A 19,059-nucleotide genomic window follows, 5' to 3' on the forward strand; every position below is an offset into this window, starting at 1 on the left:
AAGATCTTAATTAACATGTTTAAAGGGGGACTTAATAAGCTTAAATCTAATGAACTCATTCAAGTAGCATCTGTAAACTCTTTAAGTGTTTTATTTAAATTGATAACAGGGTTTGTAACTTCTAAATTTACAGCTATTTTCATTGGTCCTTCAGGTATGGCAATAACTGGAAATTTATCCAATTTCACACAGTCGGTCGAAAATTTATCATCTTTAGGTTTTAAAAATGGCATCATTAAATATGTTTCAGAATATAAAGACGATAAGGATGAATTTAAAAAAATAGTGTCTTCGGGATTTTTTATAGCCTTGTCTATTGGTTTGTTGTTAACCTTAATTTTACTGGTGTTTTCTAATACATTTAGCGTGTTTGTCTTCAATACCAAAACTTACTCCGATTTGTTTAGGGTTTTAGCTTTTATGGTACCCTTATTTTCCTTGCAAGTTTTTTTTATTGCTATATATAATGGTTTAAAACGGGTTCATATTGTCGTGCTATTAAATATAATCGCAACTATTGCCACAGCGTTATTAATTATTTATTTGATGTACGTCAACCAGTTGCAAGGCGCGCTTCTTGCCATGGTTATAACACCTTTTGTATTGTTTTTAACCCTTTTTTTAAAGTATAAACTACTTTTTATAATTTTTAAAAGTATCTCGATAGCTTCGGTTTCAAAAGATTTTTTTTTAAAAATTATATCTTTTTTTTCAATGACACTGTTTTCGGGAATTATGGTGCCTTTAGTTTATTTAGGTATTCGTAATTATGTTATTGATCGCATAGGGGTAGATCAAGCAGGTTATTGGGAAGGCATGCGCAAAATTTCAAATTATTTTATGTTATTTGTTTTCTCCTTGTTTCAGATGTACGTGTTGCCTGAGCTTTCTAAAAAAAATAGTCGTTTAAAATTGGTTGTTTTTAACTTTTATAAAACGGCATTACCAGTAGTTTTGGTCTGTTATTTGGTTATTTATTTTTTGAGACATTTCATCATAAAAATCGTACTAACGGAAGCGTTTTTGCCTATGCAAGATTTGTTTATGTGGCAATTTATAGGGGATTTCTTTAGAATTATGTTTTTGGTAATTTCATATCAGTTTCTAGCCAAGAAAATGGTATGGCCCTATATCTTTTGTGAAGCTATTTATATGTTACTTATTTATTTGGTTAGTATTTGTTTTATTGATTTATTTGGAATAAAGGGCGTTGTACAAGCGCATGCTTTGGCTTGTTTTGTCTATTTACTCGTATTATTATTTGTTTTTAAAAAGCCTTTGTTTAGTAAACAAGATGTGATTCAATATACAGATTATGAAGACTAAAAAAAAACATTTCTATATTACTTTTTTAGTACCTCTTTTAGTAACTTTTATTTTTGAAATTCTATTCATTGAGTTTCATACAGAACGCGTTTTTAACCTTATTGAAAATGTCATTTTTGGATTAATGTTGCTATTGTTAATAAAGGTGTTAATTCGCGAGAAATGGCATAGTACATTTTTAAAAATAGCTTTGTGTTTCTTTTCTTTTTTGTTTTTATTGAAACATTCTATTACTATATCTTTAATATAAACTTAACGCCATCGGCTATTTTTATATTTTTTGAATCCAATTACATTGAAACTAACGAGTTTTTATATTTTTATTTCGATAACTATTTGCTCGTGTATTTTTTAATACTTTTTTTTAATTGCTTAATGGTGTTTTTTATAAACACATTCAAGTTAAAATTTAGTGTTCCGTTTTTGTCTAAAAGATGGGGAATTATAACCAGTCTAATAATTTTACTTCTGTTACTGCGGTTTACATCTTTACGACATCAAAATTTACCTTATCTATTATTAAAGTCTTTTTATGTCGTTTACTTTGAGTCGAAAGTTTATGATCTGGGGGTTTATAAAGAGGAGTACGGTATTTTTAAAGAGACAAATAAACCAGAAGTTTCCCGAGATAAGCTGATTGTAGTTATTATCGGTGAATCAACTACTAGTAATAACATGTCTTTATACGGTTATGAGAATAATACAAATCCTTTATTGAATCAAATTAATAATTTAAATGTATATAAAGATGTTATTAGTCCTCATGCAGGAACAACAGCGTCACTTTGTAAAGTACTAAGCTTAGATCATTACGAAGACCATAAGGATAAACAGCAAGGAGCAATCATACAACTCTTAAATGCTAATAGTTATGAGACCTATTGGGTGTCAAACCAAGAGCCTGTGGGGTTTGCAGAAACTGCAATTACTAAAGTGGTTTATTCTGCCAAGCATAAATTTTATTTAAACACTGGCAACACAGAAGAAATGCATTTATTTGATGAAGTCGTTTTTAATACAATTGATAACGTAATTCATAAAAAAAATGAAAATCAGGTGTTATTTATACATTTACAGGGTACGCATTTTTTCTACAAAAATAGATATCCAGATACCTATCAGGTTTTTAAAGGTACAACCTCCTATTCTCCTTTTGATAGCCCCAAGAATCAAGAAATTATTAATTCATATGATAATAGTATTTTGTATAACGATTACATTGTAAGTACTATAATAAATAAAGTAAAAGATAGTAATAAGGAGAGTTGTGTAATTTATTTTTCAGATCATGGAGAAGAAGTTTTTAGAACAATAGATTTTTCTGGCCACAACGACGAAGTTGGAACTTTGCCCATGTTTCAAATTCCTTTTTTATTTTGGCAATCAGAAAAATTCATGAGGAATAATGCTGTTGATATAAGTTTAGAAAGAGCTTATATGACAGACGATTTATTTCATAGTATTGCTGATTTATGCGATATTCAAGATGAACATGTGAGTTTAGAGCGAAGTATATTTAGTTCTAAATTTTTACAAAGAAAACGTATTATTTTAAATGATAAGGACTACGACTCGTTGTTAATTAGAGAAATCGGTAGATGAAAATCTGTATTATAACACCATCATTAGGCATAGGAGGCGCTGGTAAATCGGCCGCCATGCAATCTATTATGCTCTCTAATTTGGGATATGATGTTTCCATAGTCCCCATTAGTAATCATGTGAGTTATAATTATAACGGGAAGTTGTTTAATCTTGGGCAATTTAAAGATGATAGTAAAAACACCTTTTTAGATAAAATTGAACGCACCAGAATTTTAAGGAAATACCTTTTAAATAACCAATTTGATTTTATCATAGATAATCGAATGCGTACCAACAGTATTCTTAACGAAGTTGCTTTGTGTAAATATGCATATAGAGGATTTAAAGTTATTTATGTTATTCATAGTTTTTCATATATCAAGGAAGTTGCAGCACAGCCTAAATTGAAAAAATGGTTATTAAACAATGCCTATAAAATAGTTGCCGTAAATAAAAATTTGCAAGCCTTAGTAAACGATATTCATTTGAAACAAGAGGTGGTTTGTATTGAAAATGCAGTGGATTTAAATGATTTAAAAGAAAAGGGAACGGCTAGTTTAAATATTAATTTTCCCTATATTTTATTTTGTGGCAGATTGGAAGAGCATTGCAAAAACTTAAGTCTGCTGATTCAGGCATACGCGAAATCAGAAATTTTTAAAAAGGGTGTTAAATTGATGCTGTTGGGAGATGGATTAGATAAGCCGATTTATGAAAAGCTTGTAAAAAAATTAAGTTTAGATGATGAAGTGATTTTTGAATCCTTTAAAACAAACCCTTATATCTATATGAAAAATGCCTTATGTACTGTTTTAACTAGCTTATATGAAGGGTTTGGTTTGGTTTTGATAGAGTCTTTGGCTGTTGGTACCCCTGTATTCGCCATAGATTGCTTGACTGGCCCTTCTGACATTATTGATGATGGTGTTAATGGTATCTTATTAAAGTCGTACGATGAAAAGGAAGTTTCTCAGGCTTTAAGAACCATGGTGTTTAACACCGAATTGGTTCAAGAGTTTAAAAGCCAAGCGATACCTAGTGTGCAAAAATTTGACATTGAGCATATCGCAAAAAAATGGAAAGCGTTGTTAAAATAGCTCTTTAAAGAAAACTTATCTGTAAAGATGGAAAAATACGCCTATATGGTCCAAGCTGTTTTTTAGTTTGTATAAATGTTTTATAAAAAGAGATGGTAATCCATACAGCCATTTTTGTTTCGAGTTTAGATTTTTTTTATTGATAGCTTTGTATATGGAATGGCTCAAAGCTTGCTGATTGTGTATTTTATAATCTAATGCTATGGCATATCGATTCATATCCATGTACTTGTGGAATGCACTGTTGTTTTCTTCTTGCTTTTTAAACTTATCTAAAATGAATATACGGCCTTTTGTGTGTTGACTTTTAGAAAGACTGTTGGCATATTTAATAAATTTGGAACTAATGGCATTACTAATGACAACATCGTGTTTTAAGGCGATTTGAATCCATAAATAGGTGTCTTGCCCAGATTTTAAATTCGTGTCAAAGAAATTAACCTCGCTAAAAATATGCTTAGGAATAACCGTAGCAGATGTGTGAATAATAGGATCAAAAAGGTTTGAACTAAAAAAATCGGTAATGGGACCTCTATATAAATCAGGGATATCTTTTAATTTCGATTTTTTTGAAATTATATTTTTAAACACGAACTCGTAACGACTGCAATACAAACCTTTATTTGGAAAATCTACAATTAAATCATGCATGGTTTGTAAATGATAGGGGTACCATTGGTCGTCAGCGTCTAATAGTGCAATATAATTAGACCTAGCATTTTTGATTCCTAGGTTTCTTGCAAACGATACGCCTTGATTTTCTATTGAGCAAAGTTTAATTCTTGGGTCATTAAGAGCTTGTACAATGGCTATGCTATTATCTTGTGATCCATCATTTATTATGATGATCTCAAAATTTTTAAAAGTCTGATTTAAAACACTTAATAATGTAGCTTCAATATATTTTTCCTTATTATAAAGCGGAATTACTACGGAAAAGAATGGTTTAGTTAGCATTTTAAAAATTAAACATTATAGTGTTTCGTGAGGCAATATATGGTTTTAGTAGGTGATATCCTGATTTTTTTTTATTCTACAGTAATAGCCTATACGGTAAAAATCAAATAAAAATAAAGAGGCGTAATTGGAGTTGAAATTTAATAAAAGTAATGGTTTAGAGAGTTTCCAGAGAGAACTCACCAAGTTTGTAGCTCCCAATTGCTTCAGCTTTTTATGTAGTTTTGGAATTTTTTGTTTATTAGGATTAAGCTTTTTTTCTTGAATCAAAAAGTCTAAATTTTGTAATGCCAGTTCTGTTTTTATGATAAACGTTTTAGCATCATCTTCGGCATGATGTATCACTGGGTTTTTTAAAAAATAAGGTTTAATACCTTTATTCATGAGAGTTTCGAAAAACAGCACGTCTTCATATCCATATTGGGTTAAAGATTCATCAAAAGGATTCTCGAAAAAAACAGACTTTTTTAAGAGAAAGTTAGAGGAGCAAAGTGTTTTATACTCTCTTTTTTTTGTGAAAAGCCATCGTAGTTTATATGGTTTTTTTGCAGCTATTTCACTTGCTGCCATACCACCACAGACCACTGCCTTGTCTTTGATTTTTAAATAGTTTTTTATGAAATCTACTCGATCAACTTGAGTGCCTGCATCAATAAAAAGGAGGAGATCGTAACGTGCATTTTCTGCAAGTTTATTTCTAATGGCACTTCTGCCTATATTGGTTGGAAAAGCTTTAAAAATACAGTTTGGAATGCTGTTGATGGCTGTGTTAATGTGATTCGTTTCAGAATTAGAGCCGTCATCAAAGGCTATAATTTCATAGGTGATTCCTGCTGTATGACATTGGTTAGAAAGACCCTTTACTAGCGGTATTATATTAATGCTATATGTGGGAATTAGTACCGAAAGCATGATTACCCTTTACGCTGCACCACCTCAAAAATGGCATTATCTTCACACTTTAAAGTTTTACTCGGGTATTTTAGTAGCAAGGCATAATCGTGAGTGGCCATTAAAATGGTATTACCATTTTTGCTAATATCTTGAAGCACTTCCATCACTTCAATACTGGTTTGCGGATCTAAATTTCCTGTAGGCTCGTCGGCCAGAATAAGCTCCGGACTGTTTAGCAAAGCTCTAGCTATAGCCACACGTTGTTGTTCGCCGCCAGAGAGCTCATGCGGGAATTTGAAGCCCTTGGTTTTCATGTCTACTTTGGTTAAAACTTCCTCGACACGGGCAGCCATTTCTTTTTTGTCTTTCCATCCTGTGGCTTTTAAAACAAAGGTAAGATTGTCGTTTATCGTTCTGTCGGTAAGCAGTTTAAAATCCTGGAAAACAACACCTAACTTTCGTCGTAAAAACGGAATCTCTTTTTCTTTTAGGGTTTTTAAATCGAAATCCACAATATGTCCCTCACCTTTTGTTAAAGGTAAATCGCCATAAAGGGTTTTCATAAAACTACTTTTTCCTGTTCCTGTTTTCCCAATTAAGTACACAAAATCACCTTTGTTAACTTCAACATTAACATCAGAAAGAATGAGGTTTCCGCCCTGGTAAATAGAGGCGTCCTTTAATTGTAAAATGGGATTAGACATGAAATAGCATGATTGTTTTTAGTGTCGTAAATGTATAACTTAAAAGTGAAACTGTAAAACCTGTAATCCGATTGTTTGTTTCTAATAAATTAAATCATTTAATAAATCGGTTTATAATTATACGCAGATTGTTGCGTTATAAATGCTGTATTAAATATCTTTGAGTTTAAATTAAAACCAAATTATTAATGACTAAAAAAAATATGGTAGCCCTTTTAATGGCAATACCTTTTAGTTTACAAATAATAGCGCAAGAATCTGCTACCTACACGAACCCTTTGGCAGACTACCAAAAAGCCGTTTCGTTATACAATAATCAAGTATATGGAGCAGCACAGGCGCTTTTTCAAGAAGTTCAGGAAACCACCAATGAGTTAAATGTGGAAGCCGATTGCGCGTATTACGCGGCTAATTGTGCCATTAGATTAAATCAACAGCAGGCCGAGCAAATGGTCGAAAATTTTGTAGAAGACTATCCTACAAGTAGTAAACGCAACAACGCTTATGTTGATGTGGCCAATTATTACTTCGATAACGCCAAATATGCCTATGCCAGAAAATGGTATGCCAAAGTTGATGAGGACGCTTTAAGTTACGCCGATCAAGAACGTGTTTATTTTAATCAAGGGTACACCGCGTTTTTAACTAAGCAATACGATGATGCTAAAAAGTATTTTAACAAAGTTGAAAATTCTCAAGAGTATGGCTCACAAGCCAAATACTATATTGGGCATATGGCTTATCAAGGCGACGATTACGACGAAGCTACCGCTTATTTCGATCAGGTAAGTAATCAAGAACGTTACAAAGAAAAGATGACATATTATCAGGCCGATTTAAATTTTAAGCTTGGTAATTTCGAAAAAGCCATTCAAATGGCTAAAGCGCGTATGGATACCAGTACGCCAGAAGAAGTGTCGGAACTATCTAAAATTATAGGCGAAAGTTATTTTAACTTAAAAAAATACGACGAAGCTATTCCGTATTTAAAGGCTTACGCGGGTAAAAAAGGGAAGTGGACTAACACCGATTTTTACCAACTAGGCTATGCCTACTACATGAAAAAGGATTATGCCAATGCAGTTTCCGAATTTAATAAAATTGTTGATGGTAATAACCCCATTACACAAAATGCTTATTACCATTTAGGAGAAAGTTATATTCATTTAGATAAAAAACAAGAGGCTCTAAATGCTTTTAGAACGGCTTCGTATATGACTTTCGATTCGAAAATTCAGGAAGATGCTTGGTTGAATTATGCTAAAATCAGTTATGAAATCGGGAATCCCTACGAGTCGGCTCCGCAGGTTTTAACGGGCTATTTGAAAAAATATCCAAAATCAACTCATACTGCAGAAATTGAATCCCTTTTAGTCGATTCATACATCACCTCTAAAAATTACAAAGAAGCTTTAAAACTGTTGAAAAGTAAAAATAGTTTTGAAAGCAAAGTGGCTTACCAAAAAGTGGCTTTTTACCGCGGTTTAGAATTGTTTGACGAAGGCCAATTTAACGCGGCTAAGGAAATGTTTGAAAACTCTTTGTCTGAACCTAGAGAACCTAAATACACTGCAAGAGCTACGTTTTGGAAGGCTGAATCGGATTATAACCTGACTAATTATGATGATGCGCTCATCAGTTTTAAACAATTTGAACAGCAGGCAGCAGATTTAGATATTCCTGAAGTTGATAATTTAGATTACAATATGGCTTACACGTATTTTAAGTTGAAGAAATACGAACAGTCGGCCGAATATTTTAAACGTTTCGTTTCTGGAACTAGTCGTGATAACGCGCGACTCAACGATGCGTATTTACGTTTGGGTGATGCGTATTTCGTGTCTACATCCTACGATAAAGCGATTTCTGCTTATGACAAGGCGATTTCAATTGATGAAGTAGGCTCCGATTACCCAGCATTTCAGCGAGCCATGAGTATCGGGTATATGGGGAATGCCTCTAAAAAGATTCAAGCTTTAGATCGGTTTATAAAGGATTATCCGAAGTCTAAACTCCGCGATGATGCCATGTACGAGTTAGGCAATTCTTATGTTAAAGAAAACCAAGTCGATAAAGCCATGGGGTCTTATAACGCCTTAAGTACCGAGTATAAAATGAGTTCTTTCGTGCCTAAGGCTTTACTGCGTCAAGGTTTAGTATATTACAATGCTAGTGATAATACCAAGGCACTTACAAAATTTAAAAAGGTAGCTAGCGAATATCCTGGTAGTCCAGAGGCTGTACAAGCCGTTTCGACCGCTCGTTTAATTTATATTGATATGGGTGAAGTTGACCAATACGCGACATGGGTGAAAACCCTAGATTATGTAGAGGTTACCGATGTCGATTTGGATAATGCTACTTATGAAGCCGCCGAAAAACAATATTTAGACAATAATACCGAAAAGGCTATAAAACAATTTAATGGCTATTTGGCCCAATTCCCGAAAGGGCTAAATGCCTTAAACGCTCACTTTTATGTGGCGCAATTGTACTACAAACAAAATTTACTAGACAATGCTTCAGGACATTATAAATATGTTGTAGACGCGGCTCCTAGTCAGTTTACCGAAGAAGCCTTAAGCAAGCTCGCGCAATATCATTTAAATAATAAAAATTGGAATGGTGCTACACCTTTGTTATTGAGGTTAGAAGGAGAAGCGCGATTCCAACATAATGTTATTTTTGCTCAATCTAATTTGATGAAAGCCTATTATCAAATGGCCGATTATAAGAAAGCTGTGGCCTATGCAGAGAAAGTATTGGCAAATTCTAAAGCCGATACTAAAATTCAGAGTGATGCGCATATTATTATTGCACGTTCGGCAATGAAAACAGGTGATAAAGCTAAAGCTAAAACAGCATATCAAAAAGTTGAAAAAGTAGCCACAGGCGAAACGGCTGCTGAAGCTTTATACTATAACGCGTATTTTAAAAATGCAGAAGGTGAATTTGAAGCTTCGAATGAAACCGTTCAAAAATTAGCTAAAGATTTTTCAGGATATAAATATTATAGCGCCAAAGGATTAGTGCTTATGGCTAAGAATTTTTATGCCTTAAAGGATGCTTTTCAAGCCACTTACATTCTAGAAAGTGTTATTCAAAACTTTTCAGAGTTTGATGATGTTGTTATAGAAGCTTCAGAAGAATTAGCAAAAGTTAAGGAAGAAGAAGCTAAAACGAATGCCTCAATTCATTCAGAAGATTAATTTATTTATAAAAGTAAAACGATACCAATGCGCAAGCACATAAAAAATATATTTTCAGTTGTTTTCTTATTAAGCATTACAGTTGGTTTTTCTCAACGAAAAGAAAACGATACGATACAAACCGGAGTGATTGATGTTGTTAAGCCTTACGTGCCTACAATTTCTGATGCTTTTAAAGTAAAAGAAACACCGAGACTTGAAGATGAAACTACCGATACCAAAAAGGAGATTCAGTACAATATTTTTTCAATTCCGGTGGCCTCAACCTTCACCCCTTCAAAAGCAAACGCGACTTTGCTACAACGAAAAAAACGAACCAAATTATACGATAATTATGCCTCGTTAGGCGGTGGGAATTATAGAACCGTTTTGGCAGAGGCTTACGTGAATCATATGATTAGTCGTTATGAAAGTGCTGGAGGCTATTTAAGTCATCACTCATCCAACGGCGGTATTGATGACGCGGTCGTACCAAGCAGTTTTTCAAATTCTAAAATTAATTTGCATTACAATTCTCAATCAAGAGATTTAACATGGGGTATTACTGGTGGATTTCAGCATCAGTTTTATAACTGGTACGGTATCCCAGAGCCTATTGCAAGTGATAAGGTTTTGGTATATTACTTAGATGTGGGACACTCTTTTTATGATGCCAACCTTGGCGGTCATGTGACTTTTGAAGATTCTTATTTTAATAAAACGAATGTGACTTTAAGACGCTTTTTTGATAATCAGGGCTCTTCTGAAAGTCGTGCCATTATAGAAGGACAAGCCGATATTCCTATTAACTATTCTGAAATTTCTATTCCTTTTAAATTCGATTATTTAAGCGGTGATTTTGATAGATCGTATGATATTGACGAAGTGTATGAATTTAGTAATTTTCAAGTGACAGCAACACCTACTTTTGAACTTAAGGAATCTGATTTTACTTTCAATCTTGGCGTGGCGGTTACTTATTTTAATGATATGCAAAATAGTGAGAGTAAATTCTATTTTTATCCTAATATTTTAGCGTCCTATGGTATCGTAAATCAGTTGTTAGTGGCTTATGGAGGTGTTACAGGTGGTTTAAACCAGAATACGTATCGCGATTTTGCTAACGAAAATCCGTTTGTCTCGCCTACATTAGCAATCACACCAACCAATCAGGCCTATAATGCTTTTGTGGGTTTAAAGGGGAAGTTATCTAATAATGTAAATTATGATGTTAGCGGGCACTATATTTCAGATAAAAACAAAGCGCTATTTAAAGCCAACCGTATTAAAGATATTTCGGGGGTATATGATTATGAATACGGAAATTCCTTTGGTGTGGTTTATGACGATGTGACGAGTTTCGGACTTTCAGGAGCATTGGATGCTGTGGTGCATGACAACGTGAAGTTAGGTGTGAAAGCCGATTATTTTCTTTATGATTCCGATTCTGAAGCTGAAGCTTGGAATTTACCTAATTTAAGCGGATCTCTATTTGCAGATTATCAAATTGATGAGCATTGGTTCGCTGGGCTAAATATGTTCTTTATGGGACAACGTAAAGATGCTCGAAGTTTAGATTCAGATCCCGACGAGCAAACCGTTGATGTAGAGGGGTATTTAGATGTTAATATTCATGGTGGTTATCACGTAAACGACCAATTAACCATTTTTATAAAAGCCAATAACCTAATGAATAATAGTTACGATAGATGGCAGACCTACCAGGTTCAAGGATTGCAAATTCTTGGGGGTGCTACGTATAAGTTTGGGATATAAGAGGTTGTAAAGTTATGATGTTATAGAGTTACAAAGGCTCAAAGTTTTAAAGTTGTGAAGTTCTGAAGTTGTTACGCCGAGCTTCACAGAGTTTGTGCCTACGGTCTTCGAGCGGAGTCGAGAAGTTAAGTTACAAAGTTATAAGGTTACAGCGTTAAAAAGGTGGCGTCGTTCAGATGGAGGTACAACTGAAGAATCTGTTTTTAGAAGATTCAGAGTTTCTTAAAGCTTGTATCCACGGTCTTCGAGCGGAGTCGAGAAGTTAGTTATAAGGTTACAAAGTTAGGCGCGCTAAATAATCATAATGTTCACCTTCAAGAACCAGTTCGCATTTTAGATCTACCGTATCACAAGCTAATTTTAAGGTGTCAAAATCGAGATACAACCACTTCATTGGGGTTTCTTTTTCATTTTTATATGAAAGGAAATAGTCGAGTTCGCCGTAATAACCGGCATTCATATCCATCCAAAAACCGCCATCTTCATCTTCATACATGTATTTTATGTCGGAAGAATCGATAAGAATTTGTCCGTTTGCCGTTAAAAGACTTTTTAAATGCTGTAAGTATTGTGAAATTTTAGCGGTTTCTTGAAAAATCCCCGTGCCATTCATAAGTAATAAAATGGTATCGAATTGTTCAGTTTCCTCTAAAAGCCCCTTGTTTTCGGTATGCGTCACACCTCGTAATTTAGAGACTTCTATAGCACCTTGTGAAACATCAATAGCTTTAACCTTTAATCCTTTGTTTTGTAAATATAAACTATGACTTCCAGCACCGCAGCCAACGTCTAAAATCTCGCCTTTGCTTAGTTTTAAAGCTTCTTGTTCCAGTTTGGGCATGCTCTTAAAATCGCGGAATAAATAGGGTAGTGGTAAACTGTCCTCATCAGAAATATGAGTTGAGGTCATGAGGTCTTCGGTGTAGTTCCCGTTTTGGTAGTCTAATAAAGCTTTTCCGAAAAGGTCTTTCATAAAGTAATTTTCTTTTTTTTATTTCCGCGAAAGCGAAAATCTTTTCATCGATGTAATGACTAATATATTTTTTCTTTCACACTGAGTCACACAGAGACGCACAGAGTTAAAAATATCATCTTAACATCAGAACTCTGTGTTTCTTTGTGTAATTCTCTGAGAACCTCTGTGTAATATTTTCATTTTTGTAATACAAATTTTCAATACAAATTTATCCTAAAAAACTCTTGTTTTCACACTGAGCTACGCAGAGGCGCACTGAGATGCACAGAGCTAAAAATACCAACTTAACATCAGAACGCCGTGTTTCTCCGTGAAATTCACTGTGAAACTCGGTGTAATATTTCATCTAATCATCAAAAGGATTATTTTTGCACCATGCAGGACATTATAAACAACCTTTCAAAGCAGGCCAAAGATAAGCATAACGAGAATAAAAAATTCTTCGCCAAGCTTAAAAAGAAACCGCCTAAAAATTTAGACTATATCATGCAGGAGTTGCATGAAGATGCCTTTGAAAAAACCGATTGTTTAGAATGTGCCAACTGCTGTAAAACTACGGGGCCGCTCTTTACCGATAAAGATATTGAGCGCATAGCTAAATCTTTTAGATTGAAACCCCAGCAATTTATAGATCAATATTTACGCATCGACGAGGAGAATGATTACGTTTTGCAAAGCGTGCCTTGTACATTTTTGGGAGCCGATAACTACTGTTCTATTTACGATGTGCGACCTAAAGCTTGTCGTGAATTTCCGCATACCGACAGAAAAAAGTTTCAACAAATTTCAAACCTAACATTAAAAAATGTGAGCATTTGTCCCGCAGCTTTTAATATCGTTGAGGCCATGAAAAAACGAATTGGTTGAATCTAAATACATAGATGTTCACTACGAAGGCATCTATTTATATATCAAATATTTTTCACGTGTTTTTCTAAAAGCTTCCAAGTCACTTTGCCAAATAGTTTTGATAGCTTCCGCACTTACGCCAGATTCAATTTGCTCTTGTAATTTTGAAGTACCAGATAATTTGATGAAAAAGTTATTGAAAAAATCTGCTTTGTTTTTTGTGTTTTGATAAGCTTCAATAAGCCATGAAAGGTTCAGGTGCTCCAGTTGTTTTTCTTCAGATAAATCCTTGCCGTAGCATAATTTATTTTGATGTTTTGGATATTTCGCGCCTTCATTGGCTATCGGGGTATATTGATAGCTAAAAACCGATGGGTTTAAAAACGGACTCCCAAATAATTGAAATTGCTTATTGGTGCCACGACCGGCATTCACATTAGTGCCTTCAAAAAAGCACAAACTAGGATATAAGTTTATGGATTGGTCATTGGGTAAATTCGGACTCGGTTTTATAGGGAGGCTGTAGTTTAACTCGCGGTTGTAATTTTTAACAGGAATTACAGTGAGTTCACAATTAACTTCGCCAGCTAACCATTTTTCGCCATTTATCATTTTAGCGTATTCACCAATGGTCATGCCGTGAACTACGGGAATGGGGTGCATGCCAACAAAACTGGTATTCTTTTTTTCTAAAATAGGTCCGTCAATATACCTTCCGTTGGGGTTTGGACGGTCTAAAATAAGCATAGGGATATGTTGTTCGGCACAGGCTTCCATAACATAATGTAAAGAAGAAATGTAGGTATAAAAACGGGTTCCAACATCTTGAATGTCAAAAATCACGAGGTCTAAACCTTTAAGTTGTTGGGCCGAAGGTTTTTTGTTTTTTCCGTAAAGGGAAACTATAGGTAGGTTCGTTTTGGTGTCGATGCCATCTTTTACCACTTCACCAGCATCAGCTTGCCCTCTAAAGCCATGTTCTGGAGCAAAAACTTTTTTAATATGAATTTCTAAAGTGAACAACGAATCTACGAGATGAGTATACGTGTCATTCTTTTTGAATATTACCGAAGTTTGATTAGCTACAATACCGATGTTTTTTTTCTCTAATAGAGGCAGGTAGCTTTCGGTTTGATTGGCGCCAACTATTATTTTAGTCTCCTTAGAAGTTTTTAGTGTGGTGTCAACTAGGGTATTTGTAAGGACTAAATTTTCAATATTTTTATTTTTTGCCTTAGACGCGCAAGAAATGATTGCTAAAACAAATAATAAAACTGTATTTTTGAAAATATTAAACTTCATGATATAAATTGAATTACGAATTTTTTTTAGCTAAACGTATTATTGGTAGTAAAGCGTATAAAAGTAGCGTTTCGGCGCCAATAATAAAAATTGGTATTGCTGCAATTGCTATTGGTATTATCGTTATGATGATTGCTATTGCTACAGGAATTGGTTTGCAGCAAAAAATACGTGATAAGGTGGTGGCTTTTAACGGGCATGTTACTATTTCTAATTTTGACAGCAATCATTCTCATGAAAGTTTGCATCCTATTTCTACGAATACCGATTTTTATCCAGAGTTTAAGTCGGTGGAAGGGGTAAAGCATATCCAAGCTGTAGCGTCTAAATTTGGTGTGATTCGTACCGAAAAGGATTTTGAAGCCGCTTTTTTAAAAGGCGTTGGTGCTGATTACGATTGGCGTTATTTTAGTGAATTTCTAGTTGAAGGACGCTTGCCCGATTATACTCAGAAACGTAATGAGGATATTTTAATTTCGTCGTTCTTAGCCAACCGACTTCATTTTAAAGTGGGCGATAAAATGCAAATGGTTTTTGCTAAAGAAGACTCAGAAAAGCTGCCTAATATCATCACGTTTAATATTGTTGGTGTATATAATTCTGGATTTCAGGAGTTGGATGCTCAATATATTTTTGGAGATTTAAGACACATTCAGCGTATAAACCGATGGAAAAAAGATCAGATAGGAAATTTTGAAGTCTTTTTGGATGATTATAATCAATTAGATGATAAGGCTCGCGAAATTTATGAAAACACCCCGTCTACTTTAAATACAGAAAGTATTAAAGATCGTTATTATTCAGTATTTGAATGGATAAAAATATTTGATAAAAATATTTATGGTATTATTGGTATCATGATATTAATCGCTGGTATTAACATGATTACAGCGTTGTTGGTTTTAATTCTTGAACGTACTCAAATGATAGGGCTTTTAAAAGCATTAGGAAGCAACAATTGGAGTGTGCGTAAATTGTTTTTATATAATGCGTCCTATTTAATTCTTTTGGGCTTGTTTTGGGGCAATGTTATTGGACTCGGACTCCTTTTGGCTCAAAAATATTTGAAGCTTTTGCATCTAGACCCAAGCGTATACTATGTTACAGAAGCTCCTGTTTACATTAGTTTAGGTTATATTGTTGTTTTAAATATAGGAACACTGGTGTTATGCTTACTTATGCTGCTTTTGCCATCTTATATCATTACCAAAATATCACCGGTAAAGGCGATGCGCTTTCAGTAAAATTTGTTAGCTGTTTTCAATATCAGATATATGATGCTCTAAGGCTTTTACCGAAATCTGAATTTCCATAATTAATAAGCCTAAGGAAACAATAAGCAAAACTAATGCAAACCCGAACACCCATACAGCGAGTGTGCCTTGCTCGATGTATATTAAGAACATGGTAAGCACGCATAATAATAAACTAGAAATACCTGCAATTTGCATAGCGCGTGTTAGATAAAGGCGTTTTTTTATGTTTTCAATTTGTTTGATATAACGTTGGTCGGGGTTTTTAAGGTATTTGTCATGTAAATCTCTAACCACCGATGCATAGGCTAAAAAACGGTTGGTGTATGCCAACATAATTAAGGAAATCGCCGAAAATAATAGCGCAGGTGTAGATAAATCAAGTCCGTGCATAATTTTTTTTTGCAAATTTACTAAACCTACTTCGTTTTTAACTGAATTGCATAAATAAGTTCGCGAACTTTGTTAAGTGGTGTCTTCAAGTTAACCACTTATAGTTGGGTTAGTTTAGATGTCTGTATGATAATTTCATATTCATAAAAATAAATCATTTTAGTTTTGTAGGAATTTTTATATTTATTGAATGAATGAAGATTTTCTACACTACATATGGAAGTATAAAAAATTCCAAATCACACAATTGAAAACCATCCAAGGTTTACCTGTGATAATCTCCTCAGTTGGGACCCATAATTTCAATTCTGGACCAGATTTTTTTAATGCTAAACTGAAAATTGACGAACAGGTTTGGGCAGGCAATGTGGAGGTACATGTAAAATCATCCGATTGGTATGTGCATAACCACGAACAGGATCCTGTTTATGATAATGTGATTCTCCATGTGGTTTGGGAACACGATACCGATATTTTTAGAAAGGACAATACTTGCATTCCTACCATGCAACTTAGAAACTATGTATCACCTGAAATGATTAACAAGTACCAAGCGTTATTTTTAAAGCAAAAGCATTGGATAAAATGTGAAAATGACTTCAGTGCGATTGATGATTTTATTGTAGAAAATTGGCTAGAACGCTTGTTTTTTGAACGTTTGGAACGTAAATCAAAAACCATTACACAGTTGCTTGAAGCCTCTAAAAATGATTGGGAAGCCGTGTTGTTTCAAATGCTAGCAATGAATTTCGGACTTAAAGTTAACGGAGAGGCGTTTATGAGTTTGGGGCAGTCGGTAGATTTCTCGGTAGTACGCAAAACGCTAAGCCATCAAAATACTTTAGAAGCACTGCTTTTTGGACAAGCAGGATTGTTAGAAAATCAAGTCGAAGATGCTTATCATGTAAATTTGGTTCGGGAATATCAGTTTTTGAAACAAAAATTCAACTTGGAAAACCAACACGTTTTACCCGTTCAATTTTTTAGGTTACGTCCGTTAAACTTCCCAACGATTAGATTATCACAGTTAGCAAGTTTGTATCATAAACATCAAAATTTGTTTTCAAAAGTTATGGCGTCATCAAGCCTTAATGAATTTTATGAAATTTTTCGCGTTGAAACTTCAGATTACTGGAAAACCCATTATATGTTTCAAAAGGCATCACAGCCATCCGCGAAAGCACTAAGTGCAGGTTTTATTAACTTATTATTAATCAACACTATTTTGCCCATTAAATTTTTATACGCCAAACACTGTGGTGATGAAAACGCTTCTAAAATTATGGTAATGGCATACCAAATTCCTTCCGAACAAAATAGCATTATAAAAGCTTTTAATAGTTTGAAAAGCGTATCAAAATCGGCCTTAGACTCGCAAGCCCTCATTCAACTGAAAACCGAATATTGCGACAAACATTTGTGTTTAAAGTGTGCCGTTGGTTATCAACTTTTAAGTAAATAACTTTTAAAGGATTGCAGGAAATATTAAATTGCGGCATGAACAGTATTTATAAATTGCTATTGTTTTTTCAGAAACGTGGATACTACGTGTGCCAACGTATAGCCGATAAATTAGGAATTCGCGCTAAAGTGGTGCGCACTTCTTTTATGTACCTTACCTTCGTAACGCTAGGTTTTGGCTTTGCTTTATATTTGTTTCTAGCGTTTTGGATGCGTATTAAAGATCTGATTTATACGAAACGATCATCTGTTTTTGATTTATAATTTATGAATTTAGTAAGTCGATTTTTTAGAGCTAGGATATACACGGCGCTTTTGTTGCTTGTTATTATCTTGTTAATTGGCGTTTTTGGGTATCGTTTTATCTCCGATTATACTTGGATTGACGCTTTGTACATGTCGGTTATTACCATGACAACCGTGGGTTTTAGTGAGGTGGTTCCGCTTGATGATGAGTCTAAAATTTTCACCATCTTTTTAATTTTAGCAAGCGTTGTTATTGTAGGTTACGCCCTTTCCATTATTACCGAATATATTTTAAGTAAAAATGATGTTGAAGAATTAAAACACAAGAGGATGCAAAAAATGATTGATAGTTTTAATGACCACATTGTTATTTGTGGTTATGGCCGTAACGGTAAACAAGCGGCAAGAAAACTTATGGCTTACAAAAAACAGTTTGTAGTTATTGAAAAAAATAAAGATATGGAGGAACGTCTCCAAATGGATGATGTGCCTTATGTGATTGGAAATGCCAATGAAGACGAAGTTTTAAATGCCGCAGGAGTAGATCGTGCTTCGAGTTTTATTTCAGCACTGCCTAATGATGCCGATAACTTGTTTGTGGTCCTTTCTGCAAGACAATTAAATAGTACTATAAATATAATAAGTCGTGCTTCCAACGAGTCGTCTTACGATAAATTAAAGTTTGCTGGAGCAAATAATGTGATTCTTCCCGATAAAATTGGTGGCGACCATATGGCGTCCTTAGTTGTGGTGCCCGGGCTGATGGAGTTTATCGACAACTTGTCTATCGTTGGAAAGTCTGATATTAATGTAGAAGAAGTCCCGGTTGATAAATTATACGATACACAAAACCTAAAAAGTATAAAAGAACTGGATGTACGACGAAAAACAGGCTGTACTGTAATCGGATTCAAAAGTGAAAAAGGAGAATATATTGTAAATCCAGAAGCCGATTTGATATTGGTTCCAAACTCAAAAGTGATTTTTTTAGGACGCCCCGAACAAATTGCATTATTAAATTCGGTGTACAATATTATGTAGTGCGCATTGCAT

The 19,059-nt window shown here is 34.1% G+C and carries 16 protein-coding genes; 10 read left to right on the forward strand and 6 right to left on the reverse strand.

Going from position 1 to position 19,059, the window contains the following annotated elements; all coding sequences use genetic code 11:
* Nucleotides 1-15 precede the first annotated feature (15 nt).
* From C1A40_RS10545 to C1A40_RS10560, 3 genes are all read left to right on the forward strand, one after another.
* Nucleotides 16-1,326 carry an O-antigen translocase gene (locus C1A40_RS10545; RefSeq protein ID WP_102995869.1) on the forward strand — a complete coding sequence of 437 codons (1,311 nt, stop codon included), beginning with the start codon at nt 16-18 and terminating at the stop codon, nt 1,324-1,326.
* 423 nt (nt 1,327-1,749) lie between these two features.
* Nucleotides 1,750-2,928: a phosphoethanolamine transferase gene (locus tag C1A40_RS10555; protein ID WP_158651337.1), complete on the forward strand. Its 1,179-nt coding sequence runs from the start codon at nt 1,750-1,752 to the stop codon at nt 2,926-2,928.
* The gene (locus tag C1A40_RS10560; protein ID WP_102995872.1) at nt 2,925-4,007 is read left to right on the forward strand and encodes a glycosyltransferase; all 1,083 of its coding nucleotides are present in this window, start codon (nt 2,925-2,927) and stop codon (nt 4,005-4,007) included. The genes C1A40_RS10555 and C1A40_RS10560 overlap by 4 nt, the downstream gene beginning before the upstream one ends.
* Nucleotides 4,008-4,022: 15 nt before the next feature.
* Here C1A40_RS10560 and C1A40_RS10565 read toward each other — a convergent pair whose 3' ends face one another.
* Genes C1A40_RS10565 through C1A40_RS10575 form a run of 3 tightly spaced genes read right to left on the reverse strand, consistent with a single transcriptional unit; the run spans nt 4,023 to nt 6,562 of the window.
* Entirely contained in the window at nt 4,023-4,964 is a 942-nt protein-coding gene (locus C1A40_RS10565) for a glycosyltransferase family 2 protein (protein ID WP_102995873.1), read from the reverse strand.
* A gap of 45 nt (nt 4,965-5,009) precedes the next feature.
* A complete protein-coding gene (locus tag C1A40_RS10570) occupies nt 5,010-5,876 on the reverse strand; it encodes a glycosyltransferase family 2 protein (protein WP_102995874.1) in 867 nt (288 codons plus the stop codon).
* A gap of 2 nt (nt 5,877-5,878) precedes the next feature.
* The gene (locus C1A40_RS10575; RefSeq protein WP_102995875.1) at nt 5,879-6,562 is read right to left on the reverse strand and encodes a cell division ATP-binding protein FtsE; all 684 of its coding nucleotides are present in this window, start codon (nt 6,560-6,562) and stop codon (nt 5,879-5,881) included.
* Nucleotides 6,563-6,750: 188 nt separating this feature from the next.
* Here C1A40_RS10575 and C1A40_RS10580 point away from each other — a divergent pair, with 188 nt between their 5' ends.
* Together C1A40_RS10580 and C1A40_RS10585 are read left to right on the forward strand one after the other, a co-directional pair.
* Nucleotides 6,751-9,771: a tetratricopeptide repeat protein gene (locus tag C1A40_RS10580; protein WP_102995876.1), complete on the forward strand. Its 3,021-nt coding sequence runs from the start codon at nt 6,751-6,753 to the stop codon at nt 9,769-9,771.
* 27 nt (nt 9,772-9,798) lie between these two features.
* On the forward strand, nt 9,799-11,526 hold the full coding sequence (locus tag C1A40_RS10585) for a porin family protein (protein ID WP_102995877.1): 1,728 nt from the start codon (nt 9,799-9,801) through the stop codon (nt 11,524-11,526).
* Between the two features lie 274 nt (nt 11,527-11,800).
* On the opposite strand, the gene C1A40_RS10590 is transcribed toward C1A40_RS10585, so the two are convergent.
* Complete coding sequence (locus C1A40_RS10590; RefSeq protein WP_102995878.1) at nt 11,801-12,499, reverse strand: class I SAM-dependent methyltransferase; 699 nt, start codon at nt 12,497-12,499, stop codon at nt 11,801-11,803.
* A gap of 378 nt (nt 12,500-12,877) precedes the next feature.
* On the opposite strand from C1A40_RS10590, the gene C1A40_RS10595 reads away from it, so the two are divergent.
* A complete protein-coding gene (locus C1A40_RS10595; RefSeq protein ID WP_102995879.1) occupies nt 12,878-13,369 on the forward strand; it encodes a YkgJ family cysteine cluster protein in 492 nt (163 codons plus the stop codon).
* 33 nt (nt 13,370-13,402) lie between these two features.
* Here the strand turns inward: C1A40_RS10595 and C1A40_RS10600 are convergent, their stop codons facing one another.
* Complete coding sequence (locus C1A40_RS10600; protein WP_102995880.1) at nt 13,403-14,653, reverse strand: exo-beta-N-acetylmuramidase NamZ family protein; 1,251 nt, start codon at nt 14,651-14,653, stop codon at nt 13,403-13,405.
* Nucleotides 14,654-14,661: 8 nt separating this feature from the next.
* Between C1A40_RS10600 and C1A40_RS10605 the strand changes: the two genes are divergently transcribed.
* Entirely contained in the window at nt 14,662-15,897 is a 1,236-nt protein-coding gene (locus C1A40_RS10605) for an ABC transporter permease (protein WP_102995881.1), read from the forward strand.
* Nucleotides 15,898-15,903: 6 nt separating this feature from the next.
* On the opposite strand, the gene C1A40_RS10610 is transcribed toward C1A40_RS10605, so the two are convergent.
* A complete protein-coding gene (locus tag C1A40_RS10610) occupies nt 15,904-16,299 on the reverse strand; it encodes a DUF2721 domain-containing protein (RefSeq protein ID WP_102995882.1) in 396 nt (131 codons plus the stop codon).
* Nucleotides 16,300-16,489: 190 nt separating this feature from the next.
* Between C1A40_RS10610 and C1A40_RS10615 the strand changes: the two genes are divergently transcribed.
* Genes C1A40_RS10615 through C1A40_RS10625 form a run of 3 tightly spaced genes read left to right on the forward strand, consistent with a single transcriptional unit; the run spans nt 16,490 to nt 19,047 of the window.
* A complete protein-coding gene (locus C1A40_RS10615; RefSeq protein WP_102995883.1) occupies nt 16,490-17,761 on the forward strand; it encodes a DUF2851 family protein in 1,272 nt (423 codons plus the stop codon).
* Between the two features lie 35 nt (nt 17,762-17,796).
* A complete protein-coding gene (locus tag C1A40_RS10620) occupies nt 17,797-18,024 on the forward strand; it encodes a PspC domain-containing protein (RefSeq protein ID WP_102995884.1) in 228 nt (75 codons plus the stop codon).
* A 3-nt stretch (nt 18,025-18,027) separates the two neighbouring features.
* Nucleotides 18,028-19,047, forward strand: coding sequence for a potassium channel family protein (locus C1A40_RS10625; protein WP_102995885.1), 1,020 nt, complete (start codon nt 18,028-18,030; stop codon nt 19,045-19,047).
* Nucleotides 19,048-19,059: the final 12 nt, after the last annotated feature.

Source organism: Tamlana carrageenivorans, assembly GCF_002893765.1.
Lineage (GTDB): Bacteria > Bacteroidota > Bacteroidia > Flavobacteriales > Flavobacteriaceae > Pseudotamlana > Pseudotamlana carrageenivorans.

What these genes read in the sequence shown, in the direction of transcription:
- C1A40_RS10545 (WP_102995869.1), top strand. Translation starts at nt 16, where the DNA reads ATGTTTAAAGGGGGACTTAATAAGCTTAAATCTAATGAACTCATTCAA.
- C1A40_RS10560 (WP_102995872.1), top strand. Translation starts at nt 2,925, where the DNA reads ATGAAAATCTGTATTATAACACCATCATTAGGCATAGGAGGCGCTGGT.
- C1A40_RS10565 (WP_102995873.1), bottom strand. Translation starts at nt 4,964, where the DNA reads ATGCTAACTAAACCATTCTTTTCCGTAGTAATTCCGCTTTATAATAAG.
- C1A40_RS10570 (WP_102995874.1), bottom strand. Translation starts at nt 5,876, where the DNA reads ATGCTTTCGGTACTAATTCCCACATATAGCATTAATATAATACCGCTA.
- C1A40_RS10575 (WP_102995875.1), bottom strand. Translation starts at nt 6,562, where the DNA reads ATGTCTAATCCCATTTTACAATTAAAGGACGCCTCTATTTACCAGGGC.
- C1A40_RS10580 (WP_102995876.1), top strand. Translation starts at nt 6,751, where the DNA reads ATGACTAAAAAAAATATGGTAGCCCTTTTAATGGCAATACCTTTTAGT.
- C1A40_RS10585 (WP_102995877.1), top strand. Translation starts at nt 9,799, where the DNA reads ATGCGCAAGCACATAAAAAATATATTTTCAGTTGTTTTCTTATTAAGC.
- C1A40_RS10590 (WP_102995878.1), bottom strand. Translation starts at nt 12,499, where the DNA reads ATGAAAGACCTTTTCGGAAAAGCTTTATTAGACTACCAAAACGGGAAC.
- C1A40_RS10595 (WP_102995879.1), top strand. Translation starts at nt 12,878, where the DNA reads ATGCAGGACATTATAAACAACCTTTCAAAGCAGGCCAAAGATAAGCAT.
- C1A40_RS10600 (WP_102995880.1), bottom strand. Translation starts at nt 14,653, where the DNA reads ATGAAGTTTAATATTTTCAAAAATACAGTTTTATTATTTGTTTTAGCA.
- C1A40_RS10610 (WP_102995882.1), bottom strand. Translation starts at nt 16,299, where the DNA reads ATGCACGGACTTGATTTATCTACACCTGCGCTATTATTTTCGGCGATT.
- C1A40_RS10615 (WP_102995883.1), top strand. Translation starts at nt 16,490, where the DNA reads ATGAATGAAGATTTTCTACACTACATATGGAAGTATAAAAAATTCCAA.
- C1A40_RS10620 (WP_102995884.1), top strand. Translation starts at nt 17,797, where the DNA reads ATGAACAGTATTTATAAATTGCTATTGTTTTTTCAGAAACGTGGATAC.
- C1A40_RS10625 (WP_102995885.1), top strand. Translation starts at nt 18,028, where the DNA reads ATGAATTTAGTAAGTCGATTTTTTAGAGCTAGGATATACACGGCGCTT.